Here is a 14,495-nt window from a genome sequence, read left to right as displayed (position 1 = left end):
CTCGCTGATCCTCCCGCTCGTCACTCGTCGGACCCCGGTATTTCGGGGTCCGGCCGCCCGTGACCGCTCGCGCGGCGCTCCTTGCCCATCCGCCGCGTCTCGAGGTCCCAGTTCTCGAAGAAGCCGTACTCCCGCATCGTCGTCATCCCCGCGACGGCCGCCCGGAGGTTGATCCCCACCAGCGGGATGTCGGCGACCGTGATCAGCACGTCGGCCTGGACCATCGCGCCCTCCCGCAGGAGGACGTCGAGGACGTCCACGATGGCGTGGCCGTCGTCTCTGGTCGGCTTCACGGGCCCTCGCCACCCCCGTCGCCGATCTCGGGTGCGAAGCTGTACGGCGGCCACGGCCCGGTGTAGGAGACCTCGTAGGCGCCGTGGTCCGCGTAGGGCTCCAGCGCGTCGCCGATCGCTTCCTCGTCGGCTTCGTCGGCCAGCAGCGACAGGTCGGCGACCGTCTCCCTGCCGGCGTCGTCGTCCTCCTCGGAGAGCACCGACGCACCGCCGGAGCGCTGCAGTTCGACGGCGTGGGGTTCGATCGCCTCGTGGAGCTGCTCCTCGACGGCTCCGCGGTGCTGCTCGAGGCGCTCGGAGAGCTGCTGCTGGTACTGCTTCTGCAGCAGGAAGCCGGTCCCCTCGTCGGCGGTCTCCGCGCGTGCGGCCAGTTCGCGGAGTTCGCCGTCGGCCTCGAGGATCTCGTCGGCGATCGCCTCCTCGTCCCACTCGACGCGGACCCGGTACTCCCAGCGCCCGTCGAGCCACTCGAGGGCGTCCTCGAGCTCCGAGCGGTGGTCGTCGAGCCACTCGCGGACGGTCGCGTCGCCGCCCTTCAGGATGGTGTCGAAGCGGAAGGGGATCGGCGTGCCGAACCGCTGGGCGGCGTCGTCGACGACCCCCTGGTGGTCGAGCAGCCAGCTGCGGACCTGCGTCACGTCGTCGGAGTCGAAGACGGAGTCGACGGGCTGGACGACCGCGCCGATACCGTCCCGGACGACGAGGGAGACGTCGCCGCCCTCCAGGCCCTCCGCGGCGAAGGTCGCGCCGTCGTCCGCGTTGACGGCGCAGTAGACGTACCGCCCCTCGTCGAACTCGAGGGACGTCTGGGCGTCGCCGCTCGGCTCGTCGGTGTCGCTCATCCGTCGATCCCCTCCAACTCCTGGTCGCGGACCTGCTCGACGGCCTCGGAGACAAGCGAGTCCAGGTCGCCGCGGAGCTGTTCGACGTTCTCGTCGATGCCCTGGTCGGCCTTGATGGCCTCCATCTCCTCCTCCAGCGCCTGGAGCTGCGCGCCGAGCCGTTCGATCTCCTCGGGGTCGAGCTGCCCGGACTCCATGCGCCGGATGGCCTCCCGCTCCATCGTCTCGATGAGCAGTTCGATCACCGTGACGACGAGCGCCATCAGCCCCGAGGCGCCGCCGTCGCCCTCCTCGTCGTCGAGTTCGATGTGCTTCATGTGTCCTCCTGGCCGCTCGCAGATTCCTCGTCGCTCGAGTCCGCCGCCGAGCCGTCCTGGCCATCTCCGTCGTCGTCACTCCCGTCTTCGGACCCCGACTCGTCGGGAGCGGCGTCCGGGCCCTCCCCGTCGCCGTCCCCGCTCTGGTCGGCGTCGTCGACGCTGCTGCCTTCGCCCCCATCGTCGTCGTCCGTCGGGACCTGGGGCGTCGGTCGCTGACTGGGCGCCGCGGGCGCCGCCGCCGCTCGGCTGCTGCCGCCGTCGCCGTCGCTCTCGTCGTCCTCCCGGCTCCCGCCCGAACTGGCGTCGATCCCCAGGTCGATCGGCTCGTCGTCGTCCTCGAGCGGTTCGCGGCCGGAGGCCCGCTCGACCCGGCGCATGTCCGTCCCGCTCGGGAAGGCCAGCCCGTACTTGGCGGCGGTCTCGAAGGAGGCGATGGCCGCCCGGAGCTCGATGCCGAGCAGTTCCGTCTCCCCGACCGTGACCGCGATGTCCGCGTTGATGACGATGCCCTTGTCGAGGACCAGCTCGAGGACCTCCGCCAGGTCCGCCTGGTCGCGTGTAGGTTTTCCACTACTCATTCTCCTCGAACACCTCGATCTCCGGCGCGTCGTCGTCGCTCTCGCTCTCGCTCTCGCTCTCGCTTTCGGCGTCGGCGGTCGCACCGTCCGTGTCGGCGCCCTCGCTGTCGGCGTCGGTCGACTCCTCGGCGTCGGCGTCGGCGCTGGTCGTCCGCGAGTCCTCGTCGTCGTGCCGTTCCTTGAACCGCCGCCCGAAGATGCGCCGCGGGTTGTCCGCCCGGGAGTACTTCACCTGCGACGGCACCGTCGAGGTGCGCGTCGAGATGGAGTCCGGGAGCGGCCCCGGCGGCATCGTCGACCGGGCCGTCGGGTTCAGCGAGTCGGGCTGGTTGCCCTCCTGGCCGAGCTTCTTCTGGTTCTCCCGGTAGATCTTCCGGAGGCCGTCGTGGGTCGACAGCAGCGCCGACCGGAACTTCTCGACGGCGGCCAGGATCTTCTCCTCGATGAACTGCTGGCGGGCGCTCTGCTCGAAGGAGGCGTCCGCGCCGTCCATGTCGACGACGTTCTCGAACATCCCGTCGTCCTCCTCGCCGTCGCCGTCGCCGTCCTCGTCGTCGGTGACGTCGTCGACGGCCGCCTCGAACTCGCGTTTCTCCTGGAGGAACTGCGTGAGGTCGACGGCGTCCCACAGCTCCCGGAGGTTGACCGCCTCGGTGACGTCCCCGAGGTCGATCGCCGACTCGTCCTCGTCGAACAGCCCCTCGGGGATGTCCTCGACGTCGACGGCCTCGGGGATGTCCTCGACGTCGATGGCCTCGGGCAGCTCCTCGAAGTCCAGGGTCTCCAGGAGCTCCTCCAGCTCCTCGAGGACCTCCCAGAGGTCCTCCGCCAGTTCGACGATGTCGCCGCCGTCCTCGTCGTCGACGATCGCCCGCTTGATCTCGGTGACGTACTCGCCGATCTGGCCGACGAGGTCGGCCAGCCGCTCCGGGTCGAAGACCTCGTCCTCGGTCTCCCCCTCGGCTTCGGCGTCGCTCATGACGCGTCCTCCGTCGCCGTGATGCGCAGTTCGAGGACGCCGTGGTTGAACCGCCCCTCGACGTCGTCGACGGGCCAGGGCAGCGCCAGCCGCTCGACGGCCCGGTCCTCGACGCCGACCACGAGTTCGTTGGTCTCCTCGTCGAGGCCGACGGTGAGGTCGTCGGGGTCGACGTTCGGCAGGTCGGCGACGACCACGAGCCGGCCGTCGTCGTCGTGCCGGACGTCGACGTGGTGGTCGACGTCCCGCTGGTCGCTCGCGGAGCTGCGGTCGTTGATCGAGTTCGCGTCTGACCCCGAGGACGGGCGACCGACCCGGACCGAGAAGCCCGACTCGGTCGAGAACCGTCCCTTCGACGAGCGACGTCTGCGGCTGATGCGGGACTTCCCGTCCCGCTCGGCGTCGGCCAGCGCCTCCAGCACGCTCCGGATGCCGCCGAGGAGCCCGCCCTGTCGCTCGGTCTCGTCGTCGTCGTCGGCTCCGTCTCGTTCGTCGCTCATCCGCGCACCTCGATGGACTTGTCGCTCAGCTGTTCGTGGGCCTGCTCGGCGACCTCGAGTTCGGCCTCGAGTTCGCGGCGGCGTTGTTGGTACTCCTCCTCGTCGCGCTCGCCCATCTCGTAGAGTAGCTGGTTCTCTTTCATGCGGTCCCTGATGTCCTCGATGTCGTAGAGTTCGTTCATGGCGATGGCCTGCAGCGATTCGAGCACCTGGAAGAACGGCCGCACCAGGAGGTCGTCGACGATGATGGTCATCGCTTCGCCCCGATCTCGATCTCGACGAAGTTGTACGGCGCCCACGGCCCCGTGTACTGGACGAGGAGGTCGTCGTGGTCGTCCTCGAAGGCGCCGACGGCGTCGTCGAAGGCGTCGCGGTTCTCGCGGTCGACGAGGAACGAGCGGTTGACGACCAGCCGGTCGCTGAAGAGGTCGTCGTCGGTCGACCCCTCGGCGATGTCCTCGAAGCGCTCGGAGACCTCCGCCTCGACGGCCGCCCGGTCGACGTCGGCGTCCTCGTCGACGAGGACCTTCAGGCCGAGTTCGACCTTGTCGTCGACCTCCCGGAGGGCCCGCCGGAACGCCGGGCGGGTCTCCCGGAGGACGCTCTTGAGCGTCCGCTTGTTCTTGAACGCCATCCCGAACTGCATCGGGACGACGGTGCGGCCGCCGTCGTGCTCGAGGAGGGTCTGCAGCACCTCGTTGTGTCGCTGGGCGTTCTCGTCGGTCGCCTCCGGCTCGACGGTGTCGATGTCGGTCACGAGCGCCGACAGGGTCCGGTGGTCGACCGTGTACGCCCGCTCCGCCCCTTCGACCCCGTCGGTGTCGAACTCGAGGTCCTCCTGCTCGATGACGCCGTAGGCGTAGAGGGCGTTGTCTGCCATGGCTAGTACGAGGTCTCGCACTCTCAACAGTACGGTGCCTGAGTATGCAAGCCGAACACCTACCCACCTGTCGGCTCGATTGTATGACACATGAGTTCAGCCAGACCAGGCAGTTCCAGCCTCGTGGAGGTCCTCGACCGCATCCTCGACAAGGGCGTCGTCATCGACGTCTGGGCCAGGGTCTCGCTCGTCGGTATCGAGATCCTGACGGTCGAGGCCCGGGTCGTGGTCGCCTCGGTCGACACCTTCCTGCACTACGCCAAGGAGATATCCAAGATCGAAGCCGCGGAGGCGGAGGTCGAGGACGGGGGTGATCTGGACAACCTCCAGGACATCGACATCGAGCAGTCGGAGTCCCCGAACCCGGAAGCGCAGGCGGAGTGACCTGAACGGGCTCTCTGACCGATGTCGACGACTGATTCGGACGAAGAACAGTGCAAGGCGGTCACCGGCGACGGTGACCGCTGTTCGCGCCCCGCGCAGGACGACGGCTTCTGTCACCAGCACGATTCGTCGGACGAGACTATCGACGACGCCGAGGACGGAGACGGCGGCGACGATGGTGACCCCGACGAGAACGAAAACCGCGAGGAGACCGTCGACGGAGCCGGGGACGCCGACGGGGACGAAGGGGGCGACGAATCGACGGGCGAGACGGACGACCAGGATACCCAAATGTCATCCAGTGATTCACAGACGGCGGAGACCGAGATCGGGGAGGTTCGCCAGACCGTACAGGAGACCGCCGAGGGTGTCGTCGGCCATCCCCTCGACGGGATAACGAGCATCGACAGCACGGACAGCGGCTGGCGGGTCGCCGTCGAGGTGGTCGAGCGGAAGTCGGTCCCGGACACCCAGGACATCCTCGGCCGCTACGAGATCGAGCTCACCGACGACCTGTCGGTCACCGGCTACCAGCGGACCCACCGGTACCGCCGCGACGACATGAACCACGACATCTAGGGCCCATGAGCGAGACAGTCGATCTCCCCTGGGTGGACGAGCCGGTGGAGCTGGCCGAGGCCGTCGAGATGATCGCCCGCGCCGACGAGGAAGACGAGGACGTCATCGAGGACGTCTCGGCCCGGGTCGACAAGCTGCAGCGGCGCATCGAGCGACTGGAGGACGGCAGCGACGCCGAGTGCCCGTCCTGCGGCAGCGCCGACGACGTCTACAAGTCTGGGATCGGCGCCGCGAAGCTCGCGAGCAAGGGCGCGCTCAGCGAGAAGAACGCGACGGCGCTGAACCGCGAGTCCCACGTCTGCCTCGACTGCCGGGAGTCGTTCACCCCGTCACCCGACTGAGGCCGCCCCCGGGAACCTGCAGGTGCAGGCATCCCGACTAACCGTTTTTCCCGCGTCGTATGAGATATGGATTCTCGAGATGCTCCGGAGTCGAGCACCGGCGGCGTCGGCGTCAGAGTGTTGCTCCCGGACGGCGGTCAGATGGAGGAGCCGGAAGAGGAGGACGAATCGGCGGACGACCAGGAAGCCTCCGAGGAGCAGACGGACGCCGAGGAGGCGGACGCTGAGAGCGAAGAGAGCGAGGAGAGCGAATCCGCCGAGGGCGACGAGCAGGAGGCGGAAGGGGAGGACGACGAGTCCGACGAGGAGCAAGCGGAGGGCGAAGACGAGGAAGAGGCCGCCGAAGACGAGGCCGAATCTGAAGACGAAGAGGAGGCCGAAGCGGACGAGGGTGAGGACGAGGAGGCAGAGGAGGACGCCGAAGCGGAAGGCGACGGCGAAGAAGCCGAGGGTGAAGGTGAAGAAGCCGAAGAGGAGGAGTCCGAGCGCGAGCAGGCCGTCTCGGACGAGGGCGCGCGCCTGCTCCACCTGAACATCGACGGCCTCTTCCTCGACCTGCTCGGCCTGGAGGTCGACCTCGATACGGTCACGCTCGACCTCACCGCGGTCGAGGGCGAGTCGAAGCTGCTCGGCAACCTGCTGTCGGCGGTCAGCGGCCTGCTGGGCGGCGACCCGCTGTCGAGCTTGATACCCGAGATGCCGGACAACCCGCTCAGCGGGCTGCTCGGCGGCCGCGAGGGTGACGAGGAAGGCGAGGAAGGTGAGGAAGGCGAGAGCTCGGGCCTGCTCCCCGACGTGCACCCGATGGAGCGCGCGAAGGAGCTGGCCGGCTACATCGCCGACGGCATCCGCAGCGCCATCGACGACGCCGGGTCGTCGATCATCTCCGCGCTGCCGCTGGAGGAGCTGCTCGCGCAGTTCCTCCAGGAGATCGTCAACCAGCTCCTCGACACCTCCGACGACGGTGGCGAGTCCGACGCCGAAGAGGCGGCCGCGAGCGCGTGACTCCCGTTTCCGATCTCCACAACCAATGAGTGATACATCTCTCGTCGACCGCATGGACACCGAGGAGCTGCTCGAGAAGATCGACTACGAGGAACTGTTCGAGGGCACGGAGCTGGAAGGAGCCATCGACAGCGAGAGCGGACAGCCCACCAGCGAGGACCTGGGCGGCGCCGTCGGCGCGCTCGTCGGCCGCCGGATCGGCGAGAAGCTCGGCGCCTGGATCGAGGAGGCCATCCGGGAGAGCCTCAGCGACGACGAGGACGAGGAGTCCGCCGAGGACGGCGACGAGGAGTCCGCCGAAGATAGCGACGAAGAGTCCGAGGGGGACGGCGAAACGGAAGCCGAAGGCGAATCGGAGGAGGGTGCCGAGGACGGAGGTGAGGAGGCGAGCGACGACGGCGACCAGTCCGACCTCGCCAGCACCATCACGGAGTCGGTCGAGGCCGCCCTCTCCGATGACTCGGGCGGTGACTCGGACAGCGACGACGTGACCGACAAGATCGCCTCCGCCGTCGAGCAGGCGATGACGTCCGAGGACGGCGACGAGGGGTCCGAAGACGCCGAGGCCGAGGACGGTCAGTCCGAGGAAGCTACGGACGAGAGCGAGGACGGCGACGAAGCGGCGTCGGACGACCAGCAGGCCGAGGACGAAGGCGAGGAGTCCGAGGGGGAGGACGAGGCGTCCGAAGCGGACGCCGAGGACGAAGGCGAGGAGACGGACGACGCCGAGTCCGAATCCGACGAAGAGGAGATCGAGGCCGAAAGCGAGGACGAGTCGGATTCCGAGGCGTCGGAGGACGAGAGCGAAGCGGAGTCCGAGGGGGGCGACGAGGAAGCCGAAGCGGAGGACGAAGAAGCCGAGGGCGACGAGCAGGAAGCCAATTCGGAGTCGGGCGACGAGTCGGAAGGCGACGACGACACGCCGCAGCCCTCGAGCGAGGACGACCTCGAGGACCTGTCGTACCGCGAGCTGCAGTCGCTCGCGAAGGAACACGACATCCAGGCGAACCTCAGCCAGGAGGAGCTTGTCGACGAGCTCTCGGACGCGCTCAGCATGGAGGCGTAGGACGCTTCCGCGGCGGGCTCATTCTCTCGCCTCAAGGGCGGCCAGTAGCGTCGCCGTCTCGACGACGGTCGCGAACTCGCCGTCGAGCTGTGCGAGCGCCAGCCGGTGGTTCTGCTCGGCGGCGTACCGCGTGCCGTCGAACTCTCGCTCGAAGGTCACCGCGGCGTCGGCGACGACGTACGGTTCGAACCCGAAGTTCGCCGCCATCCGCGCGGTCGTCGAGACGCCGCGGTCGGTCGTGAACCCGACGAAGACGGGTCGCTGCACGCCGGCCTCCCGGAGCCGGCTCTCGAGGTCGGTCCCGACGAAGGCACCGTCGACGTCCCTGGCGACGACGGGTTCCTCGCGGGTCGGCTCGGCCTCGGGCTTGAAAGCGTTGCCCGCCCGGTCGGGGCGCAGCGGCGAGTCGAGTTCGGTGGAGTCGTGGCGGACGTGCACGACCGGCAGGTCGGCCTCGCGGAACGCCGCGAGCAGTTCCGCGACGTGGCGCTCGGCGTCGGGGTTGTTCCGCTCGCCCCAGCGGTCGTGGTCGAACCCCTGCTGGACGTCGATCGGTACGAGGGCGACGCCGTCGAGGTCGAGCGTCTCGTAGTCCCTGAACGGCATGTGGTCGTACCGAGTTCACAACCGGTTGCGGGATATACCGGACTATTGCGGCAGTATTACCGATTCAAAATCACGAATGTCCAATCTCTCTCCCGTCGCCTGGCCGAATCTACGCACCCGACGAGCGCACTGAGCCATAGCGTGAGTTTATAAGGAACCTGGACACACCCCACTGTGTGTCGTCGCTGTTCGCCGGGCTCGCTTCGAGTCCCGACCCGTCCGTACCGCTCGCCGCTCTGACGGCCCTCGGGCTCGTCGGCGGCGACGTCCTCTCGTCGGTGTTCCTCGGCGTCGCCCGGGGCCCGGACCTGCTCCGCCTCGTCGCCGTCCCCGTGTTCGCGTGGGCGGCCTACCGCGACATCGAGACGCGGCGGGTGCCGAACCGGACGTGGCTCCCCCTGCTCGTCGCGGGGGTCGTCGCGCTCGCCTGGGACGGGTGGCTCGTCCTCGACCAGGGGGCCTTCTCCCAGCGGCTCTTCGCCGTCCGCGTCGTCCTCTCGCTGGGGCTCGTCGCCCCGCTCGGCTACGTCTTCTGGCGGCTCGGCGGGTTCGGGGGAGCCGACGCCAAGGCGGTCATCTCGCTTGCGGTGCTGTTCCCGGTGTACCCCAGCTTCTACCTCGAACTCGGGGCGCTCCCGCTCAACCGGGCCACCCTCGGCGTCTTCTCGCTGACCATCCTCTCGAACACCGTCATCGTCGGCCTCGCCTACCCGCTGCTGCTGGCGCTGCGGAACCTCCCGCGCGGCGAGGTCACGCCCGCGATGTTCGTCGGCCGGCCGGTCGCCGTCGCCGACGTCCTCGTCGAGTACGGGCGCCTGCTGGAGGGGCCGGACGGGTTCAGCCGCCGCGGCCTCGACGTCGACGCCCTCCGGATGTACCTCCGCTGGCGAGGCGTCACGTTCGAACAAATCCGTGCGAACCCGGACCGGTATCGACATCCCCTCCCCGCGGCCCGGAACGACCCGGGCGACGGCTCCATCGCCGCCGACGAACGCGCGCTGACCGACGGCGGCGTCGTCACCGAGTCCGAGAGTGCGGATGACAGTGACTCCGACGCCGCGGAGGACGAACTCCAGGCCGCGATCCGGCCCCTCGACACCTGGGGCGCCGAGCGCTTCCTCTCCGCGCACTCGGCCTACGGCACCACCCCGACCGAACTCCGCGAGGGCCTGGAGGTCCTCACCGAGTCCGACCGGGAGCGCGTCTGGCTGACGCCCGGTATCCCGTTCATCCTCCCGATGTTCGCCGGGCTGCTGTTCGCGCTGACCTACGGCGACCTGCTGTTCGCGCTGCTGACGTTCCTGGGACTGGCCTGAGTCGGCTGGAGCAGCACGGAGCCCGCGCTATCCGGCCAGTATCGCGAAGAAAAACGAAGTCTGTTGACCGTACTACGCTTCGGCGGCGACCTCGACGTCCTCCTCGAGGTCCTCGAGGGCCGTCACGACCTGGTCGCGGTAGACGGAGAGGTCGAGATCCGGTCCGTACTGGGTCTCGGCCATCGCGTCGTACTCGTCGGCCGTGTCGAACGATTCGATGCGCTCGACGGTCCGCTCGGCCGTCTCGACGACCCAGCGGTCGCGGGTGTCGGCGTCGACGACGGTGATGGACTCGGGTCGCAGCGAGACGTTCACGTCGCCCTCGTCGGTCTCGTAGGTGCGGGGCTTGCCGACCACGGAGACGTAGGCGGGGGTCTCGGCCTCGCGGAGCGCCGAGGCGGCCTCGGGCTGGTACTGGCCCGCGTACGTGAAGAACGTACCCGTAGGGTCGACGATTCGACCGCGCCAGTACTCGGAGTCCTCGCCGACGTCCTCCGTCTCGGTCAGCGTGCCGACGACGAAGACGCGGTTGGCGGACTCGCCGGTCGGCAGCAGCGAGTAGACCGGCGCGCGGTCGTCGTCGGACTCCTTGAACGTGTACGATGCGTCGTTGAACTCGGCCGCGAAGGCGCGCCGGGCGACCTCGCGGGTGGGAACGGATGCACTCATTACAGGGACCTCGCTTTGATCAGCACGCTCTCCGCGTCGACCGGCCCGGTGAGGGTCTCGATCTCGTCGGCCAGGACGTACCGGCCGAACGTGGGTCCGGCGACCCGGTAGTAGAGGCCGAGGACGGTGTCGGCCATCTCCTCGACGACGACCTCGGTGTCGAGGGCGTCCATCGCCATCTCCTGGGCCTCGTCGAGGGTGATGCCGGTCAGCTCCTCGGTGGCCTCCTGGTCGAAGATGACCTCGTGGACCTGGTCGCCGTCGTCGAGGACGCCCTTGATGCGGAGGTCGAACTCGCCCTCGACGTCGCCGTGCTCCGAGCAGCGGCCGTTCTGGAGGACGCGCGTGCAGTCCTCCTCGGGGCAGCGTTTGATGAGGCCGGAGCCGGACTGGATGTCGACCAGCGCGCCCTGGACCTCCGTGGAGTCGTCGCCGACCTCGATGTCCTCGTCGAGCTCCTCGATGGTCGTGGTCTTGTTGAGCTTCACCGAGTAGCGGCCCTCGTACTCGTCGGTGACGAGGTTGCCGAGCCGGTAGACCGACCCCTCCTCGAGTTCGGGGAGGTCGCTCTTGGCCCACTTGGTGAACTTCACGGTGCCGGTCTCGTCGCCCAGCAGGCCGACCTGCGCGATGGAGTCGGCGCGGGGCTCCCCAGAGGTCGACGACCTTGACGGTCAGGTCGAGCCACTCCTCGGGGGCGTCGATGTCCTCGACGTTAGCGGCCTCGCTGGAGCCGCCGGCCAGCTGGTCGCGGTCCATGTCGGCCTCGTCGAGGTACGTCGAGACCACGCTGCGGCGGGCCTCGTCGACGGGAACGCGGTACTCGGAGACGAGCGTCTCCAGGCGTTCCTCGATTTCTTCCTCGCTCACGTCGAGCGAGTCTGAGAACTGTTCGTGTATCTCGGCTGCGTGCTGTCGCAGGTCTGTCATGGCGTATCCGTCTCCACGTGTTTTCAATGGGAGACGTACGTCGGTTGGCGCCCGATGGTATAAAAACCGTCGGTGGCGGAGTGAAAGTGGACAGCGGCCCTCACTCGGGGAGAATCGACCGGATGGCGGAGCGTTGCTCGTCGGTGTTGAGCGCGGCGCGTGCCCGCAGTCCACGACCAGCGTCTCCACCTCGGGGCGGCGGGTCTGCATCTCCTCGAACGTCCCCTCGCCGAGGATATCGGAGTCCTCCCCGCGGAGGACGAGCGTCGGGGCGTCGACGGCCTCCCACAGCGCCCAGGGGTCCCGTTCGGACTCGGCGGTCACGACGGGTTCGACGATACCGGTGTCGTAGTTCGGCGTGAACTGCCCGTCGTCGGTGCGGCGCGATGAGGTCCGGGTCAGCCGCCGCCACTCCGCGTCGCTCTGCTCGTTGAACGTCGCGTAGGCCTCCCGGAAGTACGCCTCCATCTCGGTGAACCGGTCGTACGTCGGCGGGTTCGTCAGGTAGTCGATGATCCGCTGGATACCCCCCTCGGCGCCCTCGTCCTCCGAGGGCTCTGGGCCGACGTCGTTGAGCACCAGCGCGTCGATGCGGTCGGCGAGGTCGTCGGCCGCCAGCCGGATGCCGAGCGTCCCGCCCATCGACGTCCCGACGTAGCGGGTCGACTCGAGGCCCAGTTCGTCGTAGAAGGCGACCAGGAGGTCGACCATCGCCTCGGGCGAGTAGTGGGTCGGCGCCCACTCGCTCAGCCCGCGGCCGGGCATGTCGGGACACAGCACCCGGTAGTCGTCGGCGAGTTCGCGCGCCAGCGGGTCGAAGTCGCGGCCGACCCGCGAGAGGCCGTGGACGCAGACGACCCGGCGGCGCGTCCGTGTTGCCCCACTCGCTGTAGTGGATCTCGACGCCGTCGAGGGTACGGAACTCGTCTCGTCGCATGGCGGTGAAAGGTCGCCGCGGGGCTTAACGGTAGGGTCCGCCGGCGGGCAGTGCCTCCCGGGAACTGAAGCCGGTCACGCGACGCGGTCGACGTCGGTGAACTCGAAGCGCGCCCCGCCGTCGGCCCCCTCGCGTACGTCGACGGTCCATCCGTGCGCCTCCGCGATCCGGCGGACGATGGCCAGTCCGAGACCGGTGCCCGACCGGGCGGTCGTGTAGCCCGCCTCGAGGACGGCGTCGCGTTCGTCCTCGGGGATGCCGGGTCCGTCGTCGGCGACGAAGAACCCGCCGTCGAGGGGGTCGACGGTGACCGTCGCGTCGGCGGCGCCGTGCTCGACGGCGTTCCCGTAGAGGTTCTCGAAGAGGTGCCGGAGGCGGTCGGGGTCGGCCTCGATCTCGGGGGAGGTCCCCCAGCCGGAGGGTGGCCCCGGGGTCGCCGCCGGTCGACCACGCGGCCTCGGCGACCCCCGACAGGTCGACGGGCTGGGTCTCGCCGACGGTTCGGCCCTCCCGGGCCAGGGTCAGCGTCCGGTCGACGAGCGTCTCCATCCGGTCGAGGGTCGAGGCGGCGATCTCGAGGTCCTCGCTGTCGCGGTCGGCCCGGGCGAGCCCGATCCGGCCCTTGGCGACGGTCAGCGGGTTCTTTAGGTCGTGGGAGACGATACTCGCGAACTCCTCGAGCCGCTGGTTCTGCCGCTCGAGCTCCCGCTCTCGCTCCTTGCGGTCGGAGACGTCGCGGACGACGCCGACGGTCCCCCGGCGGTCGGTGCCCGCGCGCTCGGGGGCGAGCGCGATCCGGACCTCGCAGGGGATCGGCCCGCCGTCGGCGGTCACCGCCGTCAACTCGAAGGTCACGTAGTCGGCCTCCCCGGCCAGCAGCGCCCGCTGCCTCTCCTTCGCGGTCTCGAGGTCCGCCGGCGAGACGACCGCCGCGAGGTGCTCGCCGAGGAGGTCCTCGACATCGTACCCGAGCATCTCGGCCATGTAGTCGTTCACCTCGGTGAACGCGCCCCGGTGGTCGAGTTCGAACACCGCGTCGCCGACCGCGTCGACGATCTGCTCGTAGCGCTCGAGTTCGCGCTCCCTGGCCAGCCGTTCGGAGACGTCCCGCCCCGCGCCGACGATCCCGCGAAGGTCGCCCGCGTCGTCGATCAGCGGCGCGCCGACCAGTTCGTACGGGATCGACGTGCCGTCCCTGGTCACCACGTCCACCTCGAGGGTCACCGACCGCCGCTCCGAGACCACGGTGCCGACCGCGTCGGCGACCCGCTCGACGTCCTCGCCGCCGACCATCTCGGTGGCGTCCATCGCCCCGATCTCCTCGCCCGAGTAGCCCGTCACCTCGACGGCGTGGTCGTTCCACCGGACGATGGTCCCCGTCTCGTCGAGGGCGTAGACGAGGTCCGGGATGGCGTCGAAGAGGCCCTCGACGAACGCCTGCTCGCGGCGGAGCTCCCGCTCCCTGGCCTTCCGGTCGGAGATATCCCGCGCGATCGCGAGGACGCAGTTCCGCCCGCGGAGCGTCGTCTCCTTCAGGCGGATCTCCACCGGCAGGTCGTCGCCGCCCGCCGTCTCCACGACCCACTCGAAGACCTGCTCGCCGTCGTCCAGGACGCGGGCGACGTGCTCGTCGGCCCGCCGCTGGGTGTAGCCGCGGTCGGTGGCGCTGAACTCGCCGAAGGACGCCGAGAGCAGGTCCTCGCGGTCGTACCCGACCATCTCGCAGAACCGCCGGTTCGCGTCGAGGATCTCGCCCGTGTCGGGGTCGTGGACGGTGATCCCGTCGGTCGCGTCCTCGAAGATGTGCCGGTAGTCGGTGCGGGCCCGCCACCGCGAGACGACGTTCTCGATCCGCTTGGCGAGCAGTTCGAACTGGTCGACGCCGGGGCCCTTCTGGAGGTAGTCGGTGGCGCCGGCCGAGAAGGCGTCGCTGGCGACCTCCTCGCTGCCCTTCCCCGTGAACAGCACGAACGGGAGGTCGGGGTGGTCGGTCCGGACGGCCTGCAGGAACTCGAGGCCGTCGGTCCCCGGCATCTCGTAGTCGCTGACGATGCAGTCGATGTCGCCGGCGTCGTCGGCGAGCCGCTCGAGAGCGTCGCCGGCGGCGTTCTCGACGACCACCTCGAACCCGTCGCCGGTCCCCTCGAGCGTCGAGGCCGTCAGGGACGCGAACCCGGCGTCGTCGTCGACGTGCAGCACCCGGGTCTGTCGGCTCATTGCAACGAGGTCGGCGTCTCGGGGGAAAACCGTTGCGGGGCTTGCGGGCGATG

At 69.3% G+C, this 14,495-nt stretch carries 17 protein-coding genes and 2 pseudogenes; 6 read left to right on the top strand and 13 right to left on the bottom strand.

Annotated features, from left to right (window positions below):
• Nucleotides 1-20: 20 nt before the first annotated feature.
• The 8 genes from gvpM to HWV07_RS16630 are packed head-to-tail and all read right to left on the bottom strand — an operon-like array spanning nucleotide 21 to nucleotide 4,392.
• Nucleotides 21-293 (bottom strand): gas vesicle protein GvpM, encoded by a 273-nt coding sequence (gene gvpM / locus HWV07_RS16665; protein ID WP_178335395.1) that lies wholly within the window; start codon nucleotides 291-293, stop codon nucleotides 21-23.
• Complete coding sequence (gvpL, locus tag HWV07_RS16660) at nucleotides 290-1,135, bottom strand: gas vesicle protein GvpL (protein ID WP_178335394.1); 846 nt, start codon at nucleotides 1,133-1,135, stop codon at nucleotides 290-292. The genes gvpM and gvpL overlap by 4 nt, the downstream gene beginning before the upstream one ends.
• Nucleotides 1,132-1,452 (bottom strand): gas vesicle protein K, encoded by a 321-nt coding sequence (locus tag HWV07_RS16655; protein WP_178335393.1) that lies wholly within the window; start codon nucleotides 1,450-1,452, stop codon nucleotides 1,132-1,134. Before HWV07_RS16655 ends, gvpL begins: the two co-directional genes overlap by 4 nt.
• Complete coding sequence (gene gvpJ / locus HWV07_RS19985; RefSeq protein WP_178335392.1) at nucleotides 1,449-2,033, bottom strand: gas vesicle protein GvpJ; 585 nt, start codon at nucleotides 2,031-2,033, stop codon at nucleotides 1,449-1,451. Before gvpJ ends, HWV07_RS16655 begins: the two co-directional genes overlap by 4 nt.
• Nucleotides 2,026-3,012 carry a hypothetical protein gene (locus HWV07_RS16645; protein ID WP_178335391.1) on the bottom strand — a complete coding sequence of 329 codons (987 nt, stop codon included), beginning with the start codon at nucleotides 3,010-3,012 and terminating at the stop codon, nucleotides 2,026-2,028. Before HWV07_RS16645 ends, gvpJ begins: the two co-directional genes overlap by 8 nt.
• A complete protein-coding gene (gene gvpH / locus HWV07_RS16640) occupies nucleotides 3,009-3,512 on the bottom strand; it encodes a gas vesicle protein GvpH (RefSeq protein ID WP_178335390.1) in 504 nt (167 codons plus the stop codon). Before gvpH ends, HWV07_RS16645 begins: the two co-directional genes overlap by 4 nt.
• Entirely contained in the window at nucleotides 3,509-3,766 is a 258-nt protein-coding gene (gene gvpG / locus HWV07_RS16635) for a gas vesicle protein GvpG (RefSeq protein WP_178335389.1), read from the bottom strand. The genes gvpH and gvpG overlap by 4 nt, the downstream gene beginning before the upstream one ends.
• The gene (locus HWV07_RS16630; RefSeq protein WP_178335388.1) at nucleotides 3,763-4,392 is read right to left on the bottom strand and encodes a GvpL/GvpF family gas vesicle protein; all 630 of its coding nucleotides are present in this window, start codon (nucleotides 4,390-4,392) and stop codon (nucleotides 3,763-3,765) included. Before HWV07_RS16630 ends, gvpG begins: the two co-directional genes overlap by 4 nt.
• Nucleotides 4,393-4,482: 90 nt before the next feature.
• On the opposite strand from HWV07_RS16630, the gene gvpA reads away from it, so the two are divergent.
• From gvpA to HWV07_RS16605, 5 genes are all read left to right on the top strand, one after another.
• A complete protein-coding gene (gvpA, locus tag HWV07_RS16625; protein WP_178335387.1) occupies nucleotides 4,483-4,776 on the top strand; it encodes a gas vesicle protein GvpA in 294 nt (97 codons plus the stop codon).
• A gap of 21 nt (nucleotides 4,777-4,797) precedes the next feature.
• On the top strand, nucleotides 4,798-5,355 hold the full coding sequence (gene gvpO, locus HWV07_RS16620) for a gas vesicle protein GvpO, halophile-type (protein ID WP_178335386.1): 558 nt from the start codon (nucleotides 4,798-4,800) through the stop codon (nucleotides 5,353-5,355).
• A 5-nt stretch (nucleotides 5,356-5,360) separates the two neighbouring features.
• Nucleotides 5,361-5,696 (top strand): hypothetical protein, encoded by a 336-nt coding sequence (locus HWV07_RS16615; protein ID WP_178335385.1) that lies wholly within the window; start codon nucleotides 5,361-5,363, stop codon nucleotides 5,694-5,696.
• A gap of 66 nt (nucleotides 5,697-5,762) precedes the next feature.
• Nucleotides 5,763-6,701, top strand: a complete 939-nt coding sequence (locus tag HWV07_RS16610; protein WP_178335384.1) for a hypothetical protein — start codon at nucleotides 5,763-5,765, stop codon at nucleotides 6,699-6,701.
• A gap of 25 nt (nucleotides 6,702-6,726) precedes the next feature.
• The gene (locus tag HWV07_RS16605; protein WP_178335383.1) at nucleotides 6,727-7,767 is read left to right on the top strand and encodes a hypothetical protein; all 1,041 of its coding nucleotides are present in this window, start codon (nucleotides 6,727-6,729) and stop codon (nucleotides 7,765-7,767) included.
• A gap of 18 nt (nucleotides 7,768-7,785) precedes the next feature.
• Here the strand turns inward: HWV07_RS16605 and HWV07_RS16600 are convergent, their stop codons facing one another.
• Nucleotides 7,786-8,373: a cysteine hydrolase family protein gene (locus HWV07_RS16600; RefSeq protein ID WP_178335382.1), complete on the bottom strand. Its 588-nt coding sequence runs from the start codon at nucleotides 8,371-8,373 to the stop codon at nucleotides 7,786-7,788.
• 278 nt (nucleotides 8,374-8,651) lie between these two features.
• Here HWV07_RS16600 and HWV07_RS16595 point away from each other — a divergent pair, with 278 nt between their 5' ends.
• Nucleotides 8,652-9,689 carry an A24 family peptidase gene (locus tag HWV07_RS16595; RefSeq protein ID WP_178336089.1) on the top strand — a complete coding sequence of 346 codons (1,038 nt, stop codon included), beginning with the start codon at nucleotides 8,652-8,654 and terminating at the stop codon, nucleotides 9,687-9,689.
• Nucleotides 9,690-9,761: 72 nt separating this feature from the next.
• On the opposite strand, the gene HWV07_RS16590 is transcribed toward HWV07_RS16595, so the two are convergent.
• The 4 genes and pseudogenes from HWV07_RS16590 to HWV07_RS16575 all read right to left on the bottom strand — a co-directional run bounded on the left by HWV07_RS16590 (nucleotide 9,762) and on the right by HWV07_RS16575 (nucleotide 14,442).
• A complete protein-coding gene (locus HWV07_RS16590) occupies nucleotides 9,762-10,358 on the bottom strand; it encodes an RPA family protein (RefSeq protein WP_178335381.1) in 597 nt (198 codons plus the stop codon).
• A pseudogene (locus HWV07_RS16585) lies at nucleotides 10,358-11,288 on the bottom strand (replication factor A). Before HWV07_RS16585 ends, HWV07_RS16590 begins: the two are co-directional and overlap by 1 nt.
• A 210-nt stretch (nucleotides 11,289-11,498) precedes the next feature.
• Nucleotides 11,499-12,098 (bottom strand): annotated as a pseudogene (locus tag HWV07_RS20165) (alpha/beta fold hydrolase); the annotation flags it as partial.
• A 151-nt stretch (nucleotides 12,099-12,249) separates the two neighbouring features.
• Entirely contained in the window at nucleotides 12,250-14,442 is a 2,193-nt protein-coding gene (locus HWV07_RS16575; RefSeq protein ID WP_178335380.1) for a hybrid sensor histidine kinase/response regulator, read from the bottom strand.
• Nucleotides 14,443-14,495 lie beyond the last annotated feature (53 nt).

Origin of the sequence: Natronomonas salina (assembly GCF_013391105.1) — an archaeon.
Classification (GTDB): Archaea; Halobacteriota; Halobacteria; order Halobacteriales; family Haloarculaceae; genus Natronomonas; species Natronomonas salina.
The sequence above is the reverse complement of the archived record's forward strand: the minus strand, read 5'-3'. Positions and strand labels throughout refer to the sequence as shown.